We start from the raw sequence: 19,021 nt of genomic DNA on the forward strand, positions 1-19,021 counted from the left end.
AACGATACCGGCTCAGGCGCTCACCAGGAAGTCGTCACGGTTTTTGTCGGCGATCCAGTGAGGAGCCCGACCGCGTCCGGACCAGGTCGCACCGCTCTCTGCATCACGATATTTTGGTGTAGCAGCCACCGCGGCAACCGCCTTTACCTGGCTGTTGTGCCCCATCAGTTCCGCGAGCGAGATCTTATATTCGCCCATCTTCGCGACTATTTCAGCGAGGACGATTTCGGCTTGACGTTGTCGAGCGACGTTCAATTGGTCTTGAAGCGCTTCGCGTTGCGCGAGCAGTTCTTTAAGGGTGGGCATTTCAGTTTGCATTATAAAAGTCGTTCTTTGAAGTTATATGGGTGTTCGATAAACGTATTGCTCGACAGAGGTCGGCACTGGGTGATCGCTTTTTAATGGCTTGTGCACTGCTGCGTCTCGTTACGCCTGTCCAATTAGGGAGCAGGTTGCGCATGCCGCAGCGATGGTTGCCGGATTAGCGGCATTCCGGTCAGCGCCCTTCGTCGGAGTTTTAAGTAGCAGTGACGCCATGGACGCACCATGCCACGTCCGTTGGCGATTGAAGAAGTGGTGTGTGCACGCGGGAGCTTCCCGACGGACCTCTTCACTGAAACAGCAGCTAGTGTACGCGCATCAAGCCGCGCGCACCGAGAACGATCATATCGCGGGTCGGCAGAACATAAAAGTTAGCTACACCCAGGACGGAAGGAAATTGAAAGAATGGGCCCCGATCGATGGCATTAAAGCGAACGGACTAACGAATTCACACGTTCGCCAATCGCTCGATAACCAGATCAAGCAGTGCTCTCAACCTCCCGAGCCGGCGCAGGTCGCGATGGTACCCGAACCAGACGTCGCGGCCAGGCGGCGTCTCTCCAAGATCAATACGATGTATGCCTGTCGTGTTGTCCCCGAGCGCACAAGGAAGAACCGAGAGGCCGCCGCCTTCCGCACACATTCTGGCTTGTGCGCCGCGGTTGTTACTGCCGAACGCCACATGAGCCTTCGGTAACACGCGTCTCACCCAGTCGACGTCAGGCAGCGTTCCAAATACGCTGTCCATTGTGACGAGCTTGTAGCCCTCGCCGTCGCCAGCCCGCGGGGGAACCATGTCGACGGGTCCGTACAACGCGTAGTCCATGTGCATGAACTTTCGTTGAATCACGTCGGCCTCGTCAAACTGCGTAATCCGGAACAGCAGGTCTGCGTCCCGCCTTGCCAGATTAAACCGGCGAGAATCGGTAACAAGCTCGATGCTCACCCGTGGATTTGCGCGCAGGAAATCGGCGAAGACTGGCGTCAAGACATGAATGCCAAACCAGTCCGACGATGAGACCCGAAGTACGCCAGTGAGATGCGGCTCCTTGCCGGCCAACGAGCGCTCGAACGCGAGCGCATCCTCCTCCATCCGCTCCGCGTGCATCAGCACGCCAGCTCCTTCGTCCGTGAGAACAAAGCCTTCGGTGGTGCGCTGAAACAGGGTCTGCCCTACCGCTGCCTCGAGGGCTCGCAGCCGCCGACCCATTGTCGGTTGTGTTTGACCGGTCTGTTTTGCAGCCGCGCCAAGCGAACCCGTGCGGGCGATCGCCAGAAAAATTCGAACATCGCCCCAGTCCATTTTCCCTCATGCAGAAACGTTTGGCCGTCGTGCAATAACGTCGATTGTCGTAATTTCCCGCATGGACGAAGATGAATCAAGCAAATTCGCTCGATCAACGGGATAAAGATCATGAACATGCAAGCGCTGGTTCTGCACCGCTATAACGGCCCGCTCGAACTCACGGAACTCTCTCGCCCGACTGCGCAACCCGGGCAGGTACTGGTCCGTATTAAAGCGAGCGGTCTGAACCCGCTGGACACGAAGATTCGCGCAGGCAACGCCGCACACGCCAGGCATCCGCTGCCGCTAGTGCTGGGTATCGATATGGCGGGAGTAGTCGAAACGGTCGGGCAAGGCGTCACTCACTTTAAAGTTGGTGATGAGGTGTACGGAATGACTGGCGGAGTCGGCGGCGTCCAGGGATCGCTCGCGCAGTTCGCAGCGGTGGATGCCCGGCTGATTGCGTTAAAGCCTTCCAACCTGTCGATGAAAGAAGCCGCGGCGCTTCCGCTTAGCTTCATCACTTCGTACCAGGGCATTGTGGACAGGGCGCAGTTGAAAGCAGGTCAAACAGTTCTTGTGCAAGGCGGAGCAGGTGGAGTCGGACACGTGTCCGTACAACTCGCGCAAGCCTTGGGCGCTCGCGTTTTTGCAACGGTAAGCGCGGGTGACGCAGAACTCATAGCGCGTTACGGCGCGACCGCAATCGACTATCGCGCACGGTCGGTGGAGCAGTACGTGCACGACTATACGGGCGGAGAGGGTTTCGACTTAGTGGCGGATACCGTTGGCGGAGCGACGCTGGACGCGTCATTTTCAGCGGTCAAACAATTCGGACACGTTGTAAGCGCGCTAGGCTGGGGGACCCATGCACTGGCGCCATTGTCATTTCGTGAAGCAAGTTACTCGGGCGTGTTCACACTCTCGCCGCTACTGACCGGCAAGCACCGCGAGCATCATGGAGAAATACTCCAGGTAGCAACACAACTGGCCGAAGACGGGAAACTCGTGCCTAAACTCGACCCGCGTAGCTTCGATCTGACCAGCGCCGACCTGGCTTATCAGGCCATTACAGCGGGAAATGCGAAAGGGAAAATGGTCGTCGACATTCAATAGTGGCTTAAGGGATGAGCATCGGAGATGGACAGCGTTACCGCAACACCACCCCATTCGCCGGCCGCGCGAACCGCTTGGCGCCGACCACGCAAAGAACCACGGCAGTCGCAACAGCAACCATCGACCAGCCGACCGGTTCGTGCAACAACGTCGCCGCAAGCACCAGCCCGAAGAAGGGCTGCAGCAATTGCAATTGCCCCACGGCGGCGATGCCTCCCTGAGCCAGGCCGCGATACCAGAACACGAAGCCGATCAACATGCTGAACAAGGACACGTAGGCCAGTCCCATCCATGCCGATCCGCCCACGTCGGCCCAGGACGACGGCATGGTGGCGAGCGCCAGCGGCGCCATGATGGGCAGCGACAATACCAGTGCCCAGGAGATCACCTGCCAGCCGCCAAGCTTGCGCGAAAGCCTGCCGCCTTCGGCATAGCCCAGCCCGCAGACCACGATGGCAGCGAACATCAGCAAATCACCGACAGGCGATGCGCCCGTCCCTTGCGCCAACGCGAAGCCGGCGACGAGCGCGGCGCCAAAGCCGGAAAACAGCCAGAAGGCCGGCCGGGGGCGTTCACCCCCGCGCACGACGCCAAAGATCGCGGTTGTCAGCGGCAGCAAGGCAACGAACACAACAGAGTGAGCAGCGGTGATGTGTTTGAGGGCGAGGGCGGTCAACAGAGGAAAGCCGATGACCACGCCGCACGCCACCACCGCGAGCGAAATCAGATCGCCTCGTTCGGGGCGCTTTTGCCGGAACACGAGCAGGAGCGCAAGTCCCAGCAAGCCCGCGATGCCCGCGCGTGCAACCGTCAGGAAGACCGGGTCAAAGGCGGCAACTGCAACGCGCGTCGCAGGTAACGATCCGCTGAAAATCAGCATTCCGAGGAAACCGTTCATCCATCCGCTTGCAGTCTTGTCCATCGTGTACCCCTGTTTTCAGCTTGCCAGTATCGGTCTGCCGAGCATGGCTTTTCCAGAGACAGTGCACTACAGTTAAGGAAAACTGTATGGGTTAAAGATCAGTACACATGGAAGACACTACACTCCTGGAAACAGAAGCCGGCACGCTGGTCGAGCGGGTCATGCAGGTCATCCGGCAGCGGATATCCGCGCGCACGCTGGCGCCGGGCGCCAAGGTCCCGTCCATCCGGGGTTTCGCTGAAACCTTGCAGGTGTCGAAATCCACCGTAGTCGAAGCCTATGATCGCCTCGCGGCCGAAGGTGTCATCCAGTCGCGCCGCGGCTCGGGTTTTTACGTCGCCGGACATCTGCCGCCGCTGTCGCTCGCTGAACTGGGCCCTCGCCTGGACCGCGTTGTCGACCCGTTCTGGGTGTCGCGGCAATCGCTGGAAGCGAGCGAGGATGCCCTGAAACCCGGCTGCGGCTGGCTGCCCGCGTCATGGCTGCCGGAAGCGGGGCTGCGCCGCGCATTGCGATCCGCCGCGCGCACCGACTTAACGGTGCTGGCCGACTACGGCACGTCGCTCGGACTCCCGGCGCTGCGGCAATTGCTTGCCCGGCGCATGGCGGATCGCGGCATTGAAGCGGCGCCCGACCAGATCATCCTCACCGAATCGGGCACGCAAGCCATCGATCTGCTATGCCGTTTGCTGCTCGAACCGGGCGATACGGTACTCGTCGATGACCCGTGTTATTTCAATTTCCTCGCGCTGTTGCGCGCTCATCGGGCGAAGATTGTCAGCGTCCCGTACACGCCGTCCGGTCCCGATATCGACCTGTTCGCGCAGGCGCTCGTGGAGCATCGCCCTCGCCTCTACATCACCAACTCGGCGCTTCACAATCCGACGGGGGCGACGCTGTCTCCGGTCGTTGCGCATCGGCTTCTGAAGCTCGCGGACCAGTCGGGCCTCACGATTATCGAAGACGATATCTTCGGCGACTTCGAGCACGAAGCCGCGCCTCGTCTGGCAGCCTTCGACGGTCTGGAGCGAGTCGTCCATATCGGCAGCTTCTCCAAGAGCCTCTCCGCGTCGGTGCGCTGCGGTTTTATCGCGGCACGGCGCGACTGGGTCGAGCGATTGATCGATTTAAAGATTGCCACCTCGTTCGGCGGGGGACGTCTTTCTGCCGAACTCATACTCAGCGTGCTGAAAGACGGCACGTACAGAAAGCATATGGAGGGCTTGCGCGAGCGCCTGTCCCGCTCGATGGGACAAACAAGCGCGCGGCTGGAAGCACTTGGCATCGAACCATGGATCGAGCCGCGCGGCGGCATGTTTCTCTGGTGCACGCTGCCCGAAGGACTGGACGCAGCGGACATTGCCCAACGCGCACTGGCCGAAAACGTCGTCCTTGCACCGGGCAATGCGTTCAGCGTCGTGCAGTCCGCCAGCCGCTTCCTGCGTTTTAACGTTGCACAATCGACGGACCCGCGCGTTTTTACTGTGCTGCAAGCAGCCATGGGCGAGTGTGGCTGAGCCGTCTTGATGCAGCTTCAATGCCTACGTCATCCGCGCCAGCGCTTCGCTGATCAACACCCGCGTCAGTTCGCCCGCGGGCAGTTCACGTCCAAGCGGCGCGGCCTGTCCCGACCACAGGCTCGTGAAGTCGCCCTTCCCTGCCTGCTCGGCCTTGGCCTTAAGCGGCGCAAGCGCGGCGCCGGCAAGCGGAAAGGCAGGTGCCACAGTGGACAGCGGACCTAGTTCACGAATCGCATGATTGATGATGCCGCGCGCCGGCCGGCCCGTGAATATGTTCGTCAACACGGTGGAATCATCCTGGGACTCGCGCAGCGCAATACGATGCACTTCGGGTAGCTTCGCCTCTGGGCAAAACAGATACGCGGTCCCCATCTGCACAGCCGCCGCGCCCAGCGCGAACGCAGCGGCGATTCCACGCGCGTCGGTTATGCCGCCTGCGGCGATCACGGGTACAGAGACGGCATCGGCTACTTGCGGCACCAGCGCAAACGTGCCGACCTGTGCAGCATAGTCCTGCGTCAGGAAATTTCCGCGATGCCCGCCTGCTTCAAGGCCCATCGCGATCACGGCGTCACACCCATGCGCTTCGAGCCAGCGTGCTTCCGCCACGGTCGTTGCCGACGCCATGACTTTCGCACCGGTCGCCTTCACGCGATCGAATAGATTTTTATCTGGCAGTCCGAAATGAAAACTCACGACCTCGGGTTTGAATTCCTCCACGACCGCGCAGAAGTCGCTGTCGAACGGGTGACGGGTTGCGGCGGGCGGCGTCACTTCGGGATCGAGTCCATACTCGACGTAATACTCCGCCAGACGTGCGCGCCATGCCATGCCGCGCGCTGCATCCACTTGCGGCGGAACATGACAGAAGAAATTGATGTTGATTGGGGCGCGCGTTTTAGACCGGATCAACGCGATGCCGTCACGCGCTTGCTCCACGTTGAGTAGCGCGCAAGGCAGCGATCCCAGGCCGCCTGCTTCGCATACGGCTATGGCCAGTTCGGGCGTGCCGGGACCCGCCATGGGGCCTAGAACAATAGGTGCTTCAATACCAAACAAGTCGAGAATCCGACGATCGCGCCAGGTGCCCATGCTCTTTTTCTCCTCGATGATGATCGCCGCTTCACTCTGTAAAAAGCGCGCCTCGAGACAGCGCGTTATCACGCGCTGTCAGCAGCACAAAGCTTAGCAAGCTTTCGCGGAGCGAACGGCGCTTTGATGTGATAATTGCTATCACTTTTCCCGATATCGAGAGTCGATATGGACGCCGCCGATTTACGCATATTCGAGTCGGTCGCGCGAAACGGAAGCATGAATCGCGCGGCTCTGGAGCTTCATACTGTGCAGTCGAACGTGACAGCGCGAGTTCGCTTGCTGGAGGAGGAACTGGGCGCACCGCTCTTTCACCGGCATCATCGGGGCGTGGAACTGACGGCTGCGGGCCGCAGGCTATTGCCTTTCTCCAGGCAAATGGCGCGCCTGCTCGACGACGCACGCAGCGCCGTCAAGGATGACGGCGTACCGCGCGGACCGCTGATCCTTGGCACGCTCGAAACCACCGCTGCACTGCGCATGCCCACCGTGCTCGCTTCGTTTGCGCTGGCGTATCCGCAGGTAGAGCTCGTGGTGCGCACCGGGACCACGGCGAGTCTTATCGACGACGTTTTGCAGTATCGGCTCGATGGTGCATTTGTCGCGGGTCCGGTGCATCACGAAGACCTCTCCACCGAGGCCATCTTTCGTGAAGAGATGGTGCTCGTGACTGCGCGTCATATCCGTTCGATCGCGGAACTTGCGCAGTCGGGCAACGTCAAGACCATCGTGTTCCGGTTGGGATGTTCGTACCGGACACGGCTGGATATTGTGCTGGCGCGACACGGCATGCAGGCCAGCACGCCGCTCGAATTCGGCTCGCTCGCGCCATGCTCGGTTGCGTGGCGGCGGGCGTAGGCGTGACGCTGCTGCCGAAGGGCGTGGTCGCCACGGCATGGCGCGAAGGCCGCGTGGCCGTGCATGACGTGGCGCCCGAAGATGCCTGTGTCGACACACTGTTCGTGCGTCGGCACGACGTGCACGCAAGCACCGCGCTTAGTGCCTTTCTCGACATTGCGCGTCCGGTTGCCTTACCCGCGCTGGTGCCTGCCTGAACCCGCCGATGAACCACACTAAACGCCATTACCGCCCACGGTCTTGACGCTTTTCCATTGCCCCTGCTGGACGACGAACAGCGTATAGGGCGGCTTGATCAAGTCACCGTACGGATCAAACGCGATCTTTCCGGTAACACCGGTCACGGTCGCCTTCGACATGCTGTCGAGAATCTTCTGGCGATCCAGTGAATTCGCGTCATGGATGGCTTTTATCATCACGAGCGCTGCGTCATAAGCAAACGGAGCATACAGTTCGACATCCTGATTGAATCGTGCCTTGTAACGCTTGCCGAACTCCTGCGCCGCAGGCAACTTGTCAAGCGCCGGGCCGGGCTCCAGATCCTGCGTGCCTTCGCCGGACGAGCCGGCAATCTGCAGGAACGCGTTGCTCTTCAACGCGCCCGCGCCGAACAACTGCGCCTGCATGCCCAGCGAACGCATTTGCTTGACGAGCATCGCACCTTGCTCGTCAAGACCGCCAAAGAAGATCACGTCCACATTCTTGCTCTTCAGCGAAGTCAGGACCGCGCGAAGATCGACCGCTTTGTCGTTCGTGAACTCACGGTCGACAACGTTGCCGTTCGCTTCCTTGACGCCCTTCTCGAAGGCGTCGGCCAGACCCTGCCCGAACGCCGTGCGATCGTCGATAATGCCGATCCGTTTCGCCTTGATCTGCTCGACCACGAAATGACCCGCCACCACACCGCCAATGCCGTCGTGACCCATGGTGCGGAACACATTCTTGAAGCCCTGTTTCGTCAATTGCGGGTTGGTCGAACCGGGCGTGATCATCGCGACATTCGCCTGATGGTAGACCGCGGATGCCGGAATGCTGCATCCGGAGTTGTAGTGGCCGATCACGCCCACGACGCCGTCATCGACCAGTTTCTGCGCGCCCTGAATTGCCACGCGGGGGTCGGCCTGATCGTCCTGTACATCCAGGACAAACTTGACCGGCTTGCCGCCGATGATCGGATTTTTCGCATTCTCTTCATCGAGTGCAAGTTGGGCGCCGTACTGCAAATCCTTGCCCACGCGTGCAACCGGCCCCGTAAGCGGACCCGCAAAACCGATCTTGACGATCTCCGGGTCCGCACCGTATGACGGCGCATGCGCGCATAGACCCGTCAGGGCAAGCGCGATAATCAGGTTTCGACGTTTCATGATGTCAGTCCTTGTTTCGAGAGGCTGCTGCGTGGGTTAAAAACGACTTGGGCTGTAAGGATTCAGATCGACCGGCGGCGTGCGGCCCGCCACCAGGTCTGCCACGACGCTGCCCGTTACGCCGCCTAGCGTGAGTCCGAGGTGCTGATGCCCGAACGCGTAGATAACGTACGGCGACGCGCTCGATGGTCCAATCACCGGCAGGCCGTCGGGCAGGCTCGGCCTGAAGCCGAGCCACGTGCTGTCGGGTTCGCGCAGCCCCGGCAGCGCTTGCTGTGCCGAGGCCGTCAGCAGCTTCAGCAGGTCCGGATTTTTCCGCGGCCCATAACCGCCGAGTTCGACCGTGCCCGCCGCACGAATGCCGCCTGTCATCGGCGTCATGTAGAAACCGCGCTCCGCCCAGCCGCAAGGGCGCGAAAGCAGCGCCGAGGTGCCCGGAAAACGCACGTGATAACCACGTTCCGTGTCGAGCGGCACACGGTCTCCACACTGCCTTGCGAAGCGCTTCGACAACGCGCCGGTGCAAACGATGACGTGTCCGGCGGTGTACGACCGGCCGGCTTCATCGACAAGACCTGCGCCGCTGCGTTGCGGCTTTATGGTGCTTATGGCCACTCGCTCGTGCTCGAGCCCGCCCGTGGTCATCGACCCATGCAGCGCCTGCAAGAAGCCGCGCGGGTCGGTGAGGAACCAACTGTCGTCGAACATCGTGCCGTGCTCGAAGATCGGCGCGAGATTGGGTTCGATCTGGCGAATGCCCTCGCTATCGAAGGTCCTGAACTGCACGCCGAGCGAACGGCGCAAGTCGAGCGACGCCTGCGCCGCCTTGAACGATGCCGGGTTCGAGTACAGGTACAGGCACTCCCGCTGCCGCACGAAGCTCATGAGTGCATCGGTCGCAAGCATCTCCCGATAACCTTCGAATGCACGCGACAGAAGGCTCGCCAGCGCCCTTGCACTGTGTTCGTAATTACTCTGCCTCGCGCTCAGCAAAAAGCGCACGAGCCACGGAGCCAGTTGCGGCATGTGCCCCCATCGAATCCGCAAAGGGCTCGTCGACGAAAGCAGGAAGCGCGACAGATTGCGAAACACATCCGGGTTGTTGACCGGGATGCACGCATAGTTCGCAAAGGTGCCGGGGTTGCCGTACGACGCGCCTTCGCCCGGGCCCTGAGGGTCGAAAATGGTCACGCGATGCCCTTCGCGCATCAGCCAGTAAGCGCACGACAAGCCGATAAAGCCGGCACCAAGAACCGCGACCTCGGCCATCACTTTTTCCCGTTGTCTGCTGTCGTGAACGGCGAGCGTCCGCCGCTTCGCGTATCGGACGAAACACGCGCCGGCGCGGACGATTGCTGCACCGGACGAGCCGGATAAGTTGATAACGATCGATCGGCCACAAGAGTCCTCTGTTTTTCTACCGCTCTGTGTCGTACCGGCGCTTCGCCGGCACACAAACCATAGAAACATCCTCACACAAAGTTTTTTTGTGTGCAATTAGTTTATCTTTGTGTGGACTTAGGTATTTTCCCGGCCATGAAAACGGCGTCTCGGGCGTGACGTGGCATCGTTCGGACTATAGAATCGCTGTGACGATCGCAAGCGGCGAGGCGCAGACGGCCGCGTCCACTGCACCACGGCGCGCAAACACCGGATTGCATGAGACCGGACAGGCTTTTGTATGGAGGTTGAGGCTGGATGAATACCGTTAAGAACCACACAAAAAACGACGCGGCACTTCAAACAAAGAGGCGTCAGGCGACCTACCTCGAGGTGTCGGGCAAGCTCGAAGAAAAGGTCCGCAACGGGTTTTATCCACCCGGCAGCCGGTTGCCGCCGCAACGCGACCTGGCAGTGGAACTCGGTATCAACGTGTCGACCGTTTCGCGGGCCTATAAGGAACTGCAGGCGCGCGGACTGATCGTGGCAAGCAAGCGGCGCGGATCGATGGTGACCGGTGGCGCGATGCCCTTCGTACCGGCCAGCCAGATCCGCACCGCAACGGGCGACGCTGCATCGAACGCGGTGATCGATCTGACCGTCAACCGGCCCGCCACGGGCGAATTCCTCGCGCAGTTGGCCCGGACCATGACGAGCGTCGCCCGTGATCCGAGATTCGCGCAAACGCAGGAGTATCAGCCGCCCCAGGGGCCCGACTGGGCGCGGGCCGCTGGCGCGCACTGGATGGCCGCGCCGGGCTTCACGCCAGCACCGGACAATATTGTTGTCACGAGCGGCGCGCAGCACGGTCTATATGCAGTATTGAGCAGCCTGATGGGACACGACGGCGTGATCCTGTCCGACCAGTTGACTTACTACGGGCTCAAAGCACTCGCGCCGGTATTCCAGTTCGAGCTGGTCGGCATTCCGAGCGATGGCGACGGCCTGTTGCCCGATCAACTCGAAGACGCATGCCGGCGCATGCGGGTGAAAGCGATTTTCACGGTGCCGAATCTACAGAACCCGACCGTCGTGACCATGAGTCTTGCTCGACGCGTAGCGCTCGTCGAGATTGCGCGGCGGCATCACATTGCGATCATCGAGGACGACGTTTACGGGCCGCTGTTGCAAACCCGCCTGCCCACCATCGCGAGCCTCTGTCCCGAACTGACGTTCCACGTTGCCTCGACCTCCAAGATCCTTGCGCCCGGCCTGCGGGTGGGCTTCCTTCTCACGCCGCCCAACGGCGCCGCGCTGGCGGCCGAGGCCGTGCGCACCACCGCTTGGATGCCGGCGCCGCTGTCCACGCTCATCACCACGCGATGGATAGAAGACGGCACGGCCCAGACCATTCTCAACGAGCAGCGCACCGAGTTGCGCGCACGGCAGGATCTCGCGCGCGACCTGTTGCCGGCTGAGCACCTGAACAGCGATCCAGCGTGCATGTTCGTCTGGCTGCGCGTACCCGCCCCGTGGCGCTCGGATGATTTCGCCGCGAACGCGCTCGCGCGCGGCGTCAACGTCATGCCTGCGTCGGCGTTTGCGGTCGACCGATCGACAACCGAGCATGGTGTGCGCATCAATCTCGCGTGTGCGTCCTCGCGCGAGCAGCTGGTCACCGCACTGCGGATTGTTGCGCAAACCCTGCGGGATAAACCGCGTGCGTTGTTCGGTACGATTTAAAGCCCCATCGATTGGCGACAGCATTGACGCCCAGGCTATATCCGATAAAAATCGCGGAAACGCTTGACTTAGAGTGCACTCGAAGTCCTACGATGCCTAACGTCGTAACGAGAACGCAGCCATGAAAATCGGTGACATCGCACAGCGCACAGGCCTTACAGCCCACACGATTCGATACTACGAGCGCATCGGGCTGCTTCCTTTCGCACCGCGAGACAGCACAGGCCAGCGGGTGTATGACGCGTCCGTCCTCACGTGGATCGAGTTCCTGGGTCGCCTCAAGACGACCGGCATGTCGATTCAGGAGATGCTGCGTTATGCGCAATTGCGCGCGCAAGGCGAGGCTACCGAGGCTGAGCGCGCTGAACTGCTGGCGGAACATCGCGACCAAGTGCGCATCCGGGTGACTGAACTTCAAGCCTGCCTTCTCGTCCTCGACACCAAGATAGCTAACTATGCCGCCGCTCAATCGAGGACTGAAAAATGCAAAACGCAATCGAACACCAAGCGCATCAGGAAAGCCGCTTAGAACGGGGCAAACGAGTCCTGTCCGAGATCGACGGGGAAGCCGGTGAGAAGGTCATCAATTCGCTTGCGGATATCGCGCCCGACTTTGCGAAGTACTTGCTTGAATTTCCATTCGGCGATATCTATTCACGGCCGGGTCTCGATACGCGTTCCCGCGAGATCGCGACCATAGCGGCCTTAACCACGATGGGCAATGCAACACCCCAGCTTAAAGTCCATATTGCCGCCGGGCTTAACGTGGGGCTTAGCCGCGACGAGATAGTCGAAACGATCATGCAAATGGCCGTGTATGCGGGCTTTCCTGCTGCCCTTAATGGCTTGTTCGCCGCGAAGGAAGTCTTTCAAAACCATCAACTGTAATAGCGAATCGTACAACCTGCGCAAATAATGAGAACACTCACCTTGCGTCATCTTCGAACCGCTGCGGCCCTCACGCTAATGCTTGCGGCGTATGGGTGTGCCGCGGTGAGGGAAACCACTTGCGCACCCGGCCAGGAGCGCTCCGTCAACGACGTGATGTACTTCGGCACGGCCAAGTCGGTTGGCGTCGTTACGCCTGGAGAGTGGACGGAATTCTTGCGCACGTCGGTCACGCCCCGGTTTCCTCAGGGGCTGACAGTGTGGCAGGCATCGGGGCAATGGAAGGGTGCTGACGGCGCCATCGTTCACGAAGGCTCGTTTGTGCTCAGCCTCGTGCATCCTGACAACGAGCCTAGTGAAACCGCGGTCCGCGCAATCACCAGCGAATACAAATCGCGCTTTGACCAGGAGTCCGTGCTCCGGGTCAAAAGCCAGGCTTGCGTTTCTTTCTAAGCGGCGTTGTCGCTTGGATCTATAGGCGGCGTGGGATATCGCCGCTCAAGCGCCGCATGATCGACGCGGAAAACGATTTTCGCGGCGTCGAGCGTGCAGAACAGGAGCAAGCGGGATAAGGTCAGGTTTGCGACCCCATTGGGATTTCACGCATATCGATGAAACCTTCGACGAAAACGACGTCCCCAGGAAGACGACGTCTTTTGCAACTCGCGGCCGGGCTCACGTTGTTTCCCGGCGTCTGGAATGCGATGCTTGCACCGGCGCGTGCAGCAGCCTCATCCGGTACGCGTGCTCGCGTGCGTCCCGGCGATGCGGGCTGGCCATCCGAGACGCAGTGGAACGAACTCCGCAAGCAAGTAGGCGATGCACTAGTCAAAGTACAGTCGCCGCTGACGACATGCCTCAATGCACCCGATAGCGCCGACTGCCAGCAACTGTTCAAGGCGCTCAAGAATCCCTATTTTCTCGGCGACGAGGTCGGACTAACGCAATCGCTCGGCTGGGTCGATGCGTGGACATCGATGCCCAGCGTCTATGCGGTGGCCGCGCGCAATACAAACGATGTCGTCGCCGCCGTCAACTTCGCATACCGAAACAATTTGCGCCTCGTGGTGAAGGGTGGCGGTCACAGTTATCAGGGCACGTCTAATGCACCGGATTCGCTGCTGGTCTGGACGCGCAAAATGGACGACATCACCTTGCACGACGCGTTTGTCGGCGCGGGATGCGAGGGGCGTATCGCGCCGATGCGGGCAGTCACGGTTGGAGCCGGCGCAATCTGGGCGCACGTGTATGACGCCGTCACCACGCAGGCGGGCGGTTACGTGCAAGGCGGCGGCTGCATGACCGTTGGCGTGGCCGGCCTCATCCAGAGCGGCGGTTTCGGCAGCTTTTCAAAGGCGTACGGACTCGCCGCTGGAAGCCTGCTTGAAGCCGAAGTCGTCACGGCGGATGGTGTCGTGCGAATCGCCAACGCCTGCACGAATCCAGACCTCTTCTGGGGACTGAAAGGTGGCGGTGGTGGCAGTCTGGGCGTGGTCACGCGGCTTACGCTGCAGGTCCACGACTTGCCCGAAATCTTCGGCGCGGTGAACATGACAATCAACGCGACATCGGCGTCTGCATTCCGCCGGTTGATTGGCATGATCGTGGACTTCACTAGCCGGAGCCTGTTGAATCCGCATTGGGGCGAACAGATCAGCTTTCGTCACAACAACGTCCTCAAGATTTCGATGGTGTTCCAAGGGCTCAGCCGCAGTGAAGCGCAAGCGGTCTGGCAACCGTTCATGGACACGCTCGACGATGCACCAGACGATTTCAAAGTCGAGTTCTCACCACTAAAGATAGTGGCAATCTCGGCCCGTAGTTTCTGGGCTCCGACGATGTTCAAGAAACTCCTCGGTTTCATCAGTACCGACGACAGGCCGGGGGCGCCCAAGGACAATGTCTTCTGGCCGGGTAATCGGGGAGAGGCGGGACAAGTGCTGCACGGCTACGAATCGGCCTGGCTTCCGGCGGCCTTACTGCACGACGACCAGCGTCAGTCCCTCGCCGACGCGCTGTTTGCCGCGAGCCGCCAGTGGCGCGTGTCGCTGCACCTCAACAAGGGCCTAGCAGGCGCGCCGCCCGAGGCCGTCGCTGCTGCCAGGGACACTGCCATGAACCCGGCTGCGCTCGATGCCTTCGCGCTGCTTATCTGCGGGGCAGAGGGACCGCCCGCCTATTCTGGCATTCGAGGCCATGAGCCCGATACCGCAACGGCACACCGGAACTCGCAGGCCATCGGACGCGCGATGGACGAAGTGCGCAAACTGGTGCCGAACGCCGGTTCGTACGTGGCGGAAAGCAATTTCTTCGACGCGGATTGGCAGCGGTCTTTCTGGGGTTCGAACTACGGCATGCTGCTCGCCGTTAAGGACCGGTACGATCCCGATGGCTTGTTTTTCGTGCATCACGGCGTCGGGAGCGAACGCTGGAGCGCCGACGGTTTCACGAAACTGGCATAGGCGGCGAAAACCAACCGAATGACTTTCGCAGGGCGATCGGCCAAACTACCGGTGCGGGTGGTTTCGATCTTGCAATTCCCGCCTCCCCTTTAGAGAGTTATCCAACGATGCCGCCTAATACCACTCAGCCGTCATGCGGCGAAGCACAAGAGCCCAAGCCGCCGCATCGCCGGCTATCGCTCGACGAGAATCGCCACGTCGTGACGCACGGCCTCAAGACCTACTTCTGGCAAGACATTTATCACATCGCACTGACGGTCGGATGGCCCATGTTCTTTGCGGTGGCTGCGCTGCTCTTCCTGCTGCTCAACTTCGGGTTTGCATTGCTGTACCTGCTGGGGCATCACGCGATCGCGAACCAGTCGCCTGAAGGTCTGCTAGGCGCGTTTTTCTTCAGCGTGGAGACACTTGCAACGGTCGGTTACGGCGACATGCATCCGGATACGATCTACGGCCACACCATTGCCACGTTCGAGATCTTCGTGGGCATGTCGGGCATTGCACTGACAACCGGCATGATCTTCGCGCGGTTTTCGCGGCCGCACGCACGCATCCTCTTCGCAAGACGCGTGGTGGTGCGTCCTATTGACGGCCGCATGACGCTCATGGTCCGTGCCACCAATGCGCGCCAGAATGTGATTGTGGAAGCGAAGGCGCGCATGCGCCTGATGCGCTCGGAGACCAGTCCCGAAGGGTTCTTTCTTCGCAAGGTGCATGACCTCCCGCTGATCCGGGACCAGCATCCGATCTTCCTGCTGGGCTGGAGCCTCATGCACGTCATCGATGAAGAAAGCCCGCTCTTTGGCCAGACGCTCGAGTCGCTCAAAGCGAGCGGGGCCGAATTGATGTTGATGGTGGAAGGCCTGGACGAAACCACGGCGCAGCCTATGCAAGCGCGTTATGCATGGCCGCCTGAATTGATTCTTTGGCAGCATCGGTATGTCGATTTGATGTACGAGCGGGACGGCGAAACGCATCTCGACTATGGGAAGTTTCATGATGTCGTGCCGCTTTGAAGCGGGTTGGGTTCGCGGGAATTGACCCGGTGGCTCAAACAACGACTGTATATGTCCCGCCGATATCTTCGCGAATAAGCTAAGACTTTATTGTGCCAGCTGGTTGTGCCATTCAATTCATATCGTGGAAGGAACCCATGACTGCCGCTAACAGAACCGTCCGAATGTTGACCCGCTACAAAGCCTGGGCCAACGATCTCATTTTCTCCATGCTGAGGAATATGCCCTACGAAGAGGTTATCCGGCCACGGCAAACACGCTTCGGAAACATGGTTCACACGCTGAACCACATCTACGTCATAGACGCCGTGTTCCAGGCGCATCTTCAGGGACGCGAGCACGGTTATTCGGCGCGCAATACACCTAGTCATCCGCCTTTGGATGAACTGTGGAACTCAGTACGAACGCTGGACCAGTGGTACGTTGATTTCGCCGAGGGTTTGTCGGCCGAGGATCTGGACCGGTCGATCCACTTCAAGTTTATCGGTGGTGGCGAGGGTGTCATGACCTGCAACGAAATGATCCTGCATGTGGTCAATCACGGCACCTATCACCGGGGGTTCGTCGGCGACATGATGTATCAGGCAGGGGTCACGCCATTGGCAACCGATCTTCCAGTATTCCTGCGCGACGTCCCGCAAGACGCCTAGCGTCTGCTTAGCGGCTCCGGCTTAGGAACCCTCCCCCAACGCGCCGGCCGTCGCTCGCCGGTCCTGGCGCGGCGGACGTTGAAAGCGGTTCTTATAACAGCGCGCAAAATAAGAGGACGATTCGAAACCGCAAGCCAGGCTGACTTCCATCACGGAGAGGTCGGTTTGCTGCAGCAGTTGGCGCCCTCTTTCCAGCCGCAGGTTCAAATAGAATCCGGCCGGCGACTCGCCCATGCCGGTGCGAAAAAGTCGCTCGAGTTGCCGCCGGGTGATGCCGACATTCGCCGCGAGCGGATCGATGGCCAGCGGCGTTTCAATGTGCTGCTCCATCTGCGCAATAGCCGACAGCAGCTTCGTATTGTTCACGCCATAACGTTCACCGAGTGGGGAGCGCTGCAGGTTCTTCTGCGGACGGATCTGCCCTAGCACGAACTGCTCGGCCACGCGAATAGCGAGGTCCCGCCCATGACGTCGCGCGATCAACTCGAGCATCAAGTCCATCGACGCCGTGCCACCGGCAGAAGTGATCCGCCGACCGTCGATCTCGAAGATCTCATGACTGATGCGTAACGCCGGATAACGCTCGATAAACGCAGCGATCGTCTCCCAGTGAACGGTGACGCGGAACCCCTGCAGCAACCCCGCTTCCGCTAACACAAAGGCACCGGTGTCCACGCCGCCAAGCGTGATTCCAGCGTTTGCCTGCCGTTTCAGCCAGTGCTTGAGTGTCCGGTCGACACGCGCAAGCGGATCGTACGCCGCGACCACATACAGTATGGAGGCCGCTTCGAGCGTTGCCAACGGTCCGTCCACTGCCATCGACATGCCATTGCTCGCTGAAACGGGATGGCCGTCCGCGCTCAGTACCTTCCACCGATACAACTCGCCACCGAGCCGGTTGGCAGACCTCAGCGGCTCGGCTATGGCCGCGAAATCGAGCAGCGAAAAACCGGGCATCAGCAAGAAAACGATGAGTTCGCTCATGGGCTGTGAACTCCAGGGAGACAAGTGCAAGCGTTCAGAGAGGATCGCGTACAGGGTTATCGCTCGAAAGCGATTGTCGCAAAATTAGCAATTTACGTCGCATTATTCTTGTTTATCTTGGTCGAGGATCCGTAAAGTGAGCCAGGCAGTCTGGACAAGCCCACCGGCATCGCCCGGAGCACACCATGGAGATCAGATGAACGAAATCGCGAGCCCGGCCAATGACACTTTCTCCGCGGACTGGAGAAACTTTGCATCGACGCATCGACTCAAGACGGCAAACGTCCTGGCCGATAGCCTGGAGGTAAAGTGGGACGATGGCCGGATCAGCCACTACCATTTCCTATGGCTGCGAGACAATTGCCCGTGTCGCGAGTGTGTTCATCCCGGTACTCGCGAACAGATGTTCGAGGTCGTCGATGCTCCCGACGACCTGGTTGCCGCAAGCGTTTCCCTGGGCGCCATGGGTGCGCTGGATGTGCATTGGAGCGATGGACATCGCAGCGCGTATGAGCCCGGCTGGTTGCGCTCGCATGCCTACGATGAGACATCCCGAAGCGAGCGGGCGGAACGCCTGCGCAGCGTTCGGCCCTGGGAAAGCAATCTGAAGATTCCGACGTTCGACTACGCGTCCGTGATGTCGGCCGATCGCGGTTTGCTTGACTGGTTGCTTGCAGCGCGTGACGTTGGATTGACCATGCTCACCGGCATGCCTGCAACCGACGAAGCTATCGAACTGGTGGCGAGACGCATATCGTTTATCCGCGAGAGCAATTTCGGCGTCACCTTCGAAGTTCGCACGAAGGTCGAGGCGGTCGACAGCAATGCGTACACGTCCCTGCCATTACCGGCGCATACCGACCTGCCGACGAGGGAGCTGCAACCCGGTTTGCAATTCCTTCATTGCCTGATCAACGACGCGACCGGCGGCGAAAGCACCTTCGTGGACGGATTCGCGATTGCGGCGGCTCTTCGCGCGGATTCACCTGAGGACTTCCGCCTGCTGTGCGAGCACCCGGTCGAGTTCTGGAATAAATCGCCGCAGAGCGACTATCGCAGCTTCGCATCGGTCATCGGTCTCGACGCGCGTGGAGAGGTGAGTGAAATCCGGCTGGCGAACTGGCTTCGCGCGCCTTTCAATTTGCCGGCGGCGGAAATGGGCGCTTTCTATCGCGCGTACCGGCACTTTTGCGCACTCACCCGGGATTCGCGCTTTATTGTGAGTCGCCGGCTGGAGGCCGGCGAAATGTGGTGCTTCGACAATCGCCGGACGATGCATGCTCGCAAAGCCTTCGATCAAGCTAGCGGAAAGCGCTTCCTGCGAGGCTGTTATATGGATCGGGACGAACTGCTTTCGCGCATTCTCGTATTGCAACGGAGTTATCCGGAAGCGACTTTGGCTTGATCCGTTGGGAGCCGC

Annotated in this window: 17 protein-coding genes and 1 pseudogene; 11 read left to right on the plus strand and 7 right to left on the minus strand. The window is 60.3% G+C overall.

The annotated features are described in order from the left end of the window. Positions 1–12: 12 nt before the first annotated feature. Together EOS_RS20300 and EOS_RS20305 are read right to left on the minus strand one after the other, a co-directional pair. The gene (locus tag EOS_RS20300) at positions 13–318 is read right to left on the minus strand and encodes an H-NS histone family protein (protein WP_235442890.1); all 306 of its coding nucleotides are present in this window, start codon (positions 316–318) and stop codon (positions 13–15) included. 451 nt (positions 319–769) lie between these two features. Next, positions 770–1,624, minus strand: a complete 855-nt coding sequence (locus EOS_RS20305; RefSeq protein WP_047848487.1) for a LysR family transcriptional regulator — start codon at positions 1,622–1,624, stop codon at positions 770–772. Between the two features lie 111 nt (positions 1,625–1,735). On the opposite strand from EOS_RS20305, the gene EOS_RS20310 reads away from it, so the two are divergent. Then, positions 1,736–2,722, plus strand: a complete 987-nt coding sequence (locus EOS_RS20310) for a zinc-dependent alcohol dehydrogenase family protein (protein WP_047848488.1) — start codon at positions 1,736–1,738, stop codon at positions 2,720–2,722. Between the two features lie 34 nt (positions 2,723–2,756). Here EOS_RS20310 and EOS_RS20315 read toward each other — a convergent pair whose 3' ends face one another. Continuing rightward, positions 2,757–3,644 carry a DMT family transporter gene (locus EOS_RS20315; protein ID WP_047848489.1) on the minus strand — a complete coding sequence of 296 codons (888 nt, stop codon included), beginning with the start codon at positions 3,642–3,644 and terminating at the stop codon, positions 2,757–2,759. A 107-nt stretch (positions 3,645–3,751) separates the two neighbouring features. Here EOS_RS20315 and EOS_RS20320 point away from each other — a divergent pair, with 107 nt between their 5' ends. Next, positions 3,752–5,161 carry an aminotransferase-like domain-containing protein gene (locus EOS_RS20320; protein ID WP_047848490.1) on the plus strand — a complete coding sequence of 470 codons (1,410 nt, stop codon included), beginning with the start codon at positions 3,752–3,754 and terminating at the stop codon, positions 5,159–5,161. Positions 5,162–5,185: 24 nt separating this feature from the next. On the opposite strand, the gene EOS_RS20325 is transcribed toward EOS_RS20320, so the two are convergent. After that, positions 5,186–6,256 carry an NAD(P)H-dependent flavin oxidoreductase gene (locus EOS_RS20325; RefSeq protein ID WP_047848491.1) on the minus strand — a complete coding sequence of 357 codons (1,071 nt, stop codon included), beginning with the start codon at positions 6,254–6,256 and terminating at the stop codon, positions 5,186–5,188. Positions 6,257–6,475: 219 nt separating this feature from the next. Here EOS_RS20325 and EOS_RS20330 point away from each other — a divergent pair. Then, a pseudogene (locus EOS_RS20330) lies at positions 6,476–7,311 on the plus strand (LysR substrate-binding domain-containing protein). 18 nt (positions 7,312–7,329) lie between these two features. On the opposite strand, the gene EOS_RS20335 reads toward EOS_RS20330, so the two are convergent. Further along, positions 7,330–8,478 carry a branched-chain amino acid ABC transporter substrate-binding protein gene (locus tag EOS_RS20335; protein WP_047848492.1) on the minus strand — a complete coding sequence of 383 codons (1,149 nt, stop codon included), beginning with the start codon at positions 8,476–8,478 and terminating at the stop codon, positions 7,330–7,332. A gap of 36 nt (positions 8,479–8,514) precedes the next feature. Continuing rightward, a complete protein-coding gene (locus EOS_RS20340; RefSeq protein ID WP_047848493.1) occupies positions 8,515–9,747 on the minus strand; it encodes an NAD(P)/FAD-dependent oxidoreductase in 1,233 nt (410 codons plus the stop codon). Positions 9,748–10,176: 429 nt separating this feature from the next. Between EOS_RS20340 and EOS_RS20345 the strand changes: the two genes are divergently transcribed. From EOS_RS20345 to EOS_RS20375, 7 genes are all read left to right on the plus strand, one after another. Then, the gene (locus tag EOS_RS20345) at positions 10,177–11,601 is read left to right on the plus strand and encodes an aminotransferase-like domain-containing protein (RefSeq protein WP_047848494.1); all 1,425 of its coding nucleotides are present in this window, start codon (positions 10,177–10,179) and stop codon (positions 11,599–11,601) included. A 121-nt stretch (positions 11,602–11,722) separates the two neighbouring features. Next, complete coding sequence (locus tag EOS_RS20350) at positions 11,723–12,130, plus strand: MerR family transcriptional regulator (RefSeq protein WP_047848495.1); 408 nt, start codon at positions 11,723–11,725, stop codon at positions 12,128–12,130. Next, on the plus strand, positions 12,085–12,489 hold the full coding sequence (locus tag EOS_RS20355; RefSeq protein ID WP_047848496.1) for a carboxymuconolactone decarboxylase family protein: 405 nt from the start codon (positions 12,085–12,087) through the stop codon (positions 12,487–12,489). The genes EOS_RS20350 and EOS_RS20355 overlap by 46 nt, the downstream gene beginning before the upstream one ends. A gap of 27 nt (positions 12,490–12,516) precedes the next feature. Beyond that, on the plus strand, positions 12,517–12,942 hold the full coding sequence (locus EOS_RS20360) for a DUF3574 domain-containing protein (protein ID WP_053063986.1): 426 nt from the start codon (positions 12,517–12,519) through the stop codon (positions 12,940–12,942). Between the two features lie 203 nt (positions 12,943–13,145). Beyond that, positions 13,146–14,951, plus strand: a complete 1,806-nt coding sequence (locus EOS_RS20365; protein ID WP_235442891.1) for an FAD-binding protein — start codon at positions 13,146–13,148, stop codon at positions 14,949–14,951. Positions 14,952–15,058: 107 nt separating this feature from the next. After that, complete coding sequence (locus EOS_RS20370; protein ID WP_047848499.1) at positions 15,059–15,967, plus strand: ion channel; 909 nt, start codon at positions 15,059–15,061, stop codon at positions 15,965–15,967. A 164-nt stretch (positions 15,968–16,131) separates the two neighbouring features. Next, entirely contained in the window at positions 16,132–16,617 is a 486-nt protein-coding gene (locus tag EOS_RS20375) for a DinB family protein (protein ID WP_200908674.1), read from the plus strand. 21 nt (positions 16,618–16,638) lie between these two features. Here EOS_RS20375 and EOS_RS20380 read toward each other — a convergent pair whose 3' ends face one another. Continuing rightward, a complete protein-coding gene (locus tag EOS_RS20380; RefSeq protein WP_047848501.1) occupies positions 16,639–17,601 on the minus strand; it encodes a GlxA family transcriptional regulator in 963 nt (320 codons plus the stop codon). A 196-nt stretch (positions 17,602–17,797) separates the two neighbouring features. Between EOS_RS20380 and EOS_RS20385 the strand changes: the two genes are divergently transcribed. Further along, positions 17,798–19,006: a gamma-butyrobetaine dioxygenase gene (locus tag EOS_RS20385; RefSeq protein ID WP_047848502.1), complete on the plus strand. Its 1,209-nt coding sequence runs from the start codon at positions 17,798–17,800 to the stop codon at positions 19,004–19,006. Positions 19,007–19,021: the final 15 nt, after the last annotated feature.

Origin of the sequence: Caballeronia mineralivorans PML1(12) (genome assembly GCF_001028175.1) — a bacterium.
GTDB classification, from domain to species: domain Bacteria; phylum Pseudomonadota; class Gammaproteobacteria; order Burkholderiales; family Burkholderiaceae; genus Caballeronia; species Caballeronia mineralivorans.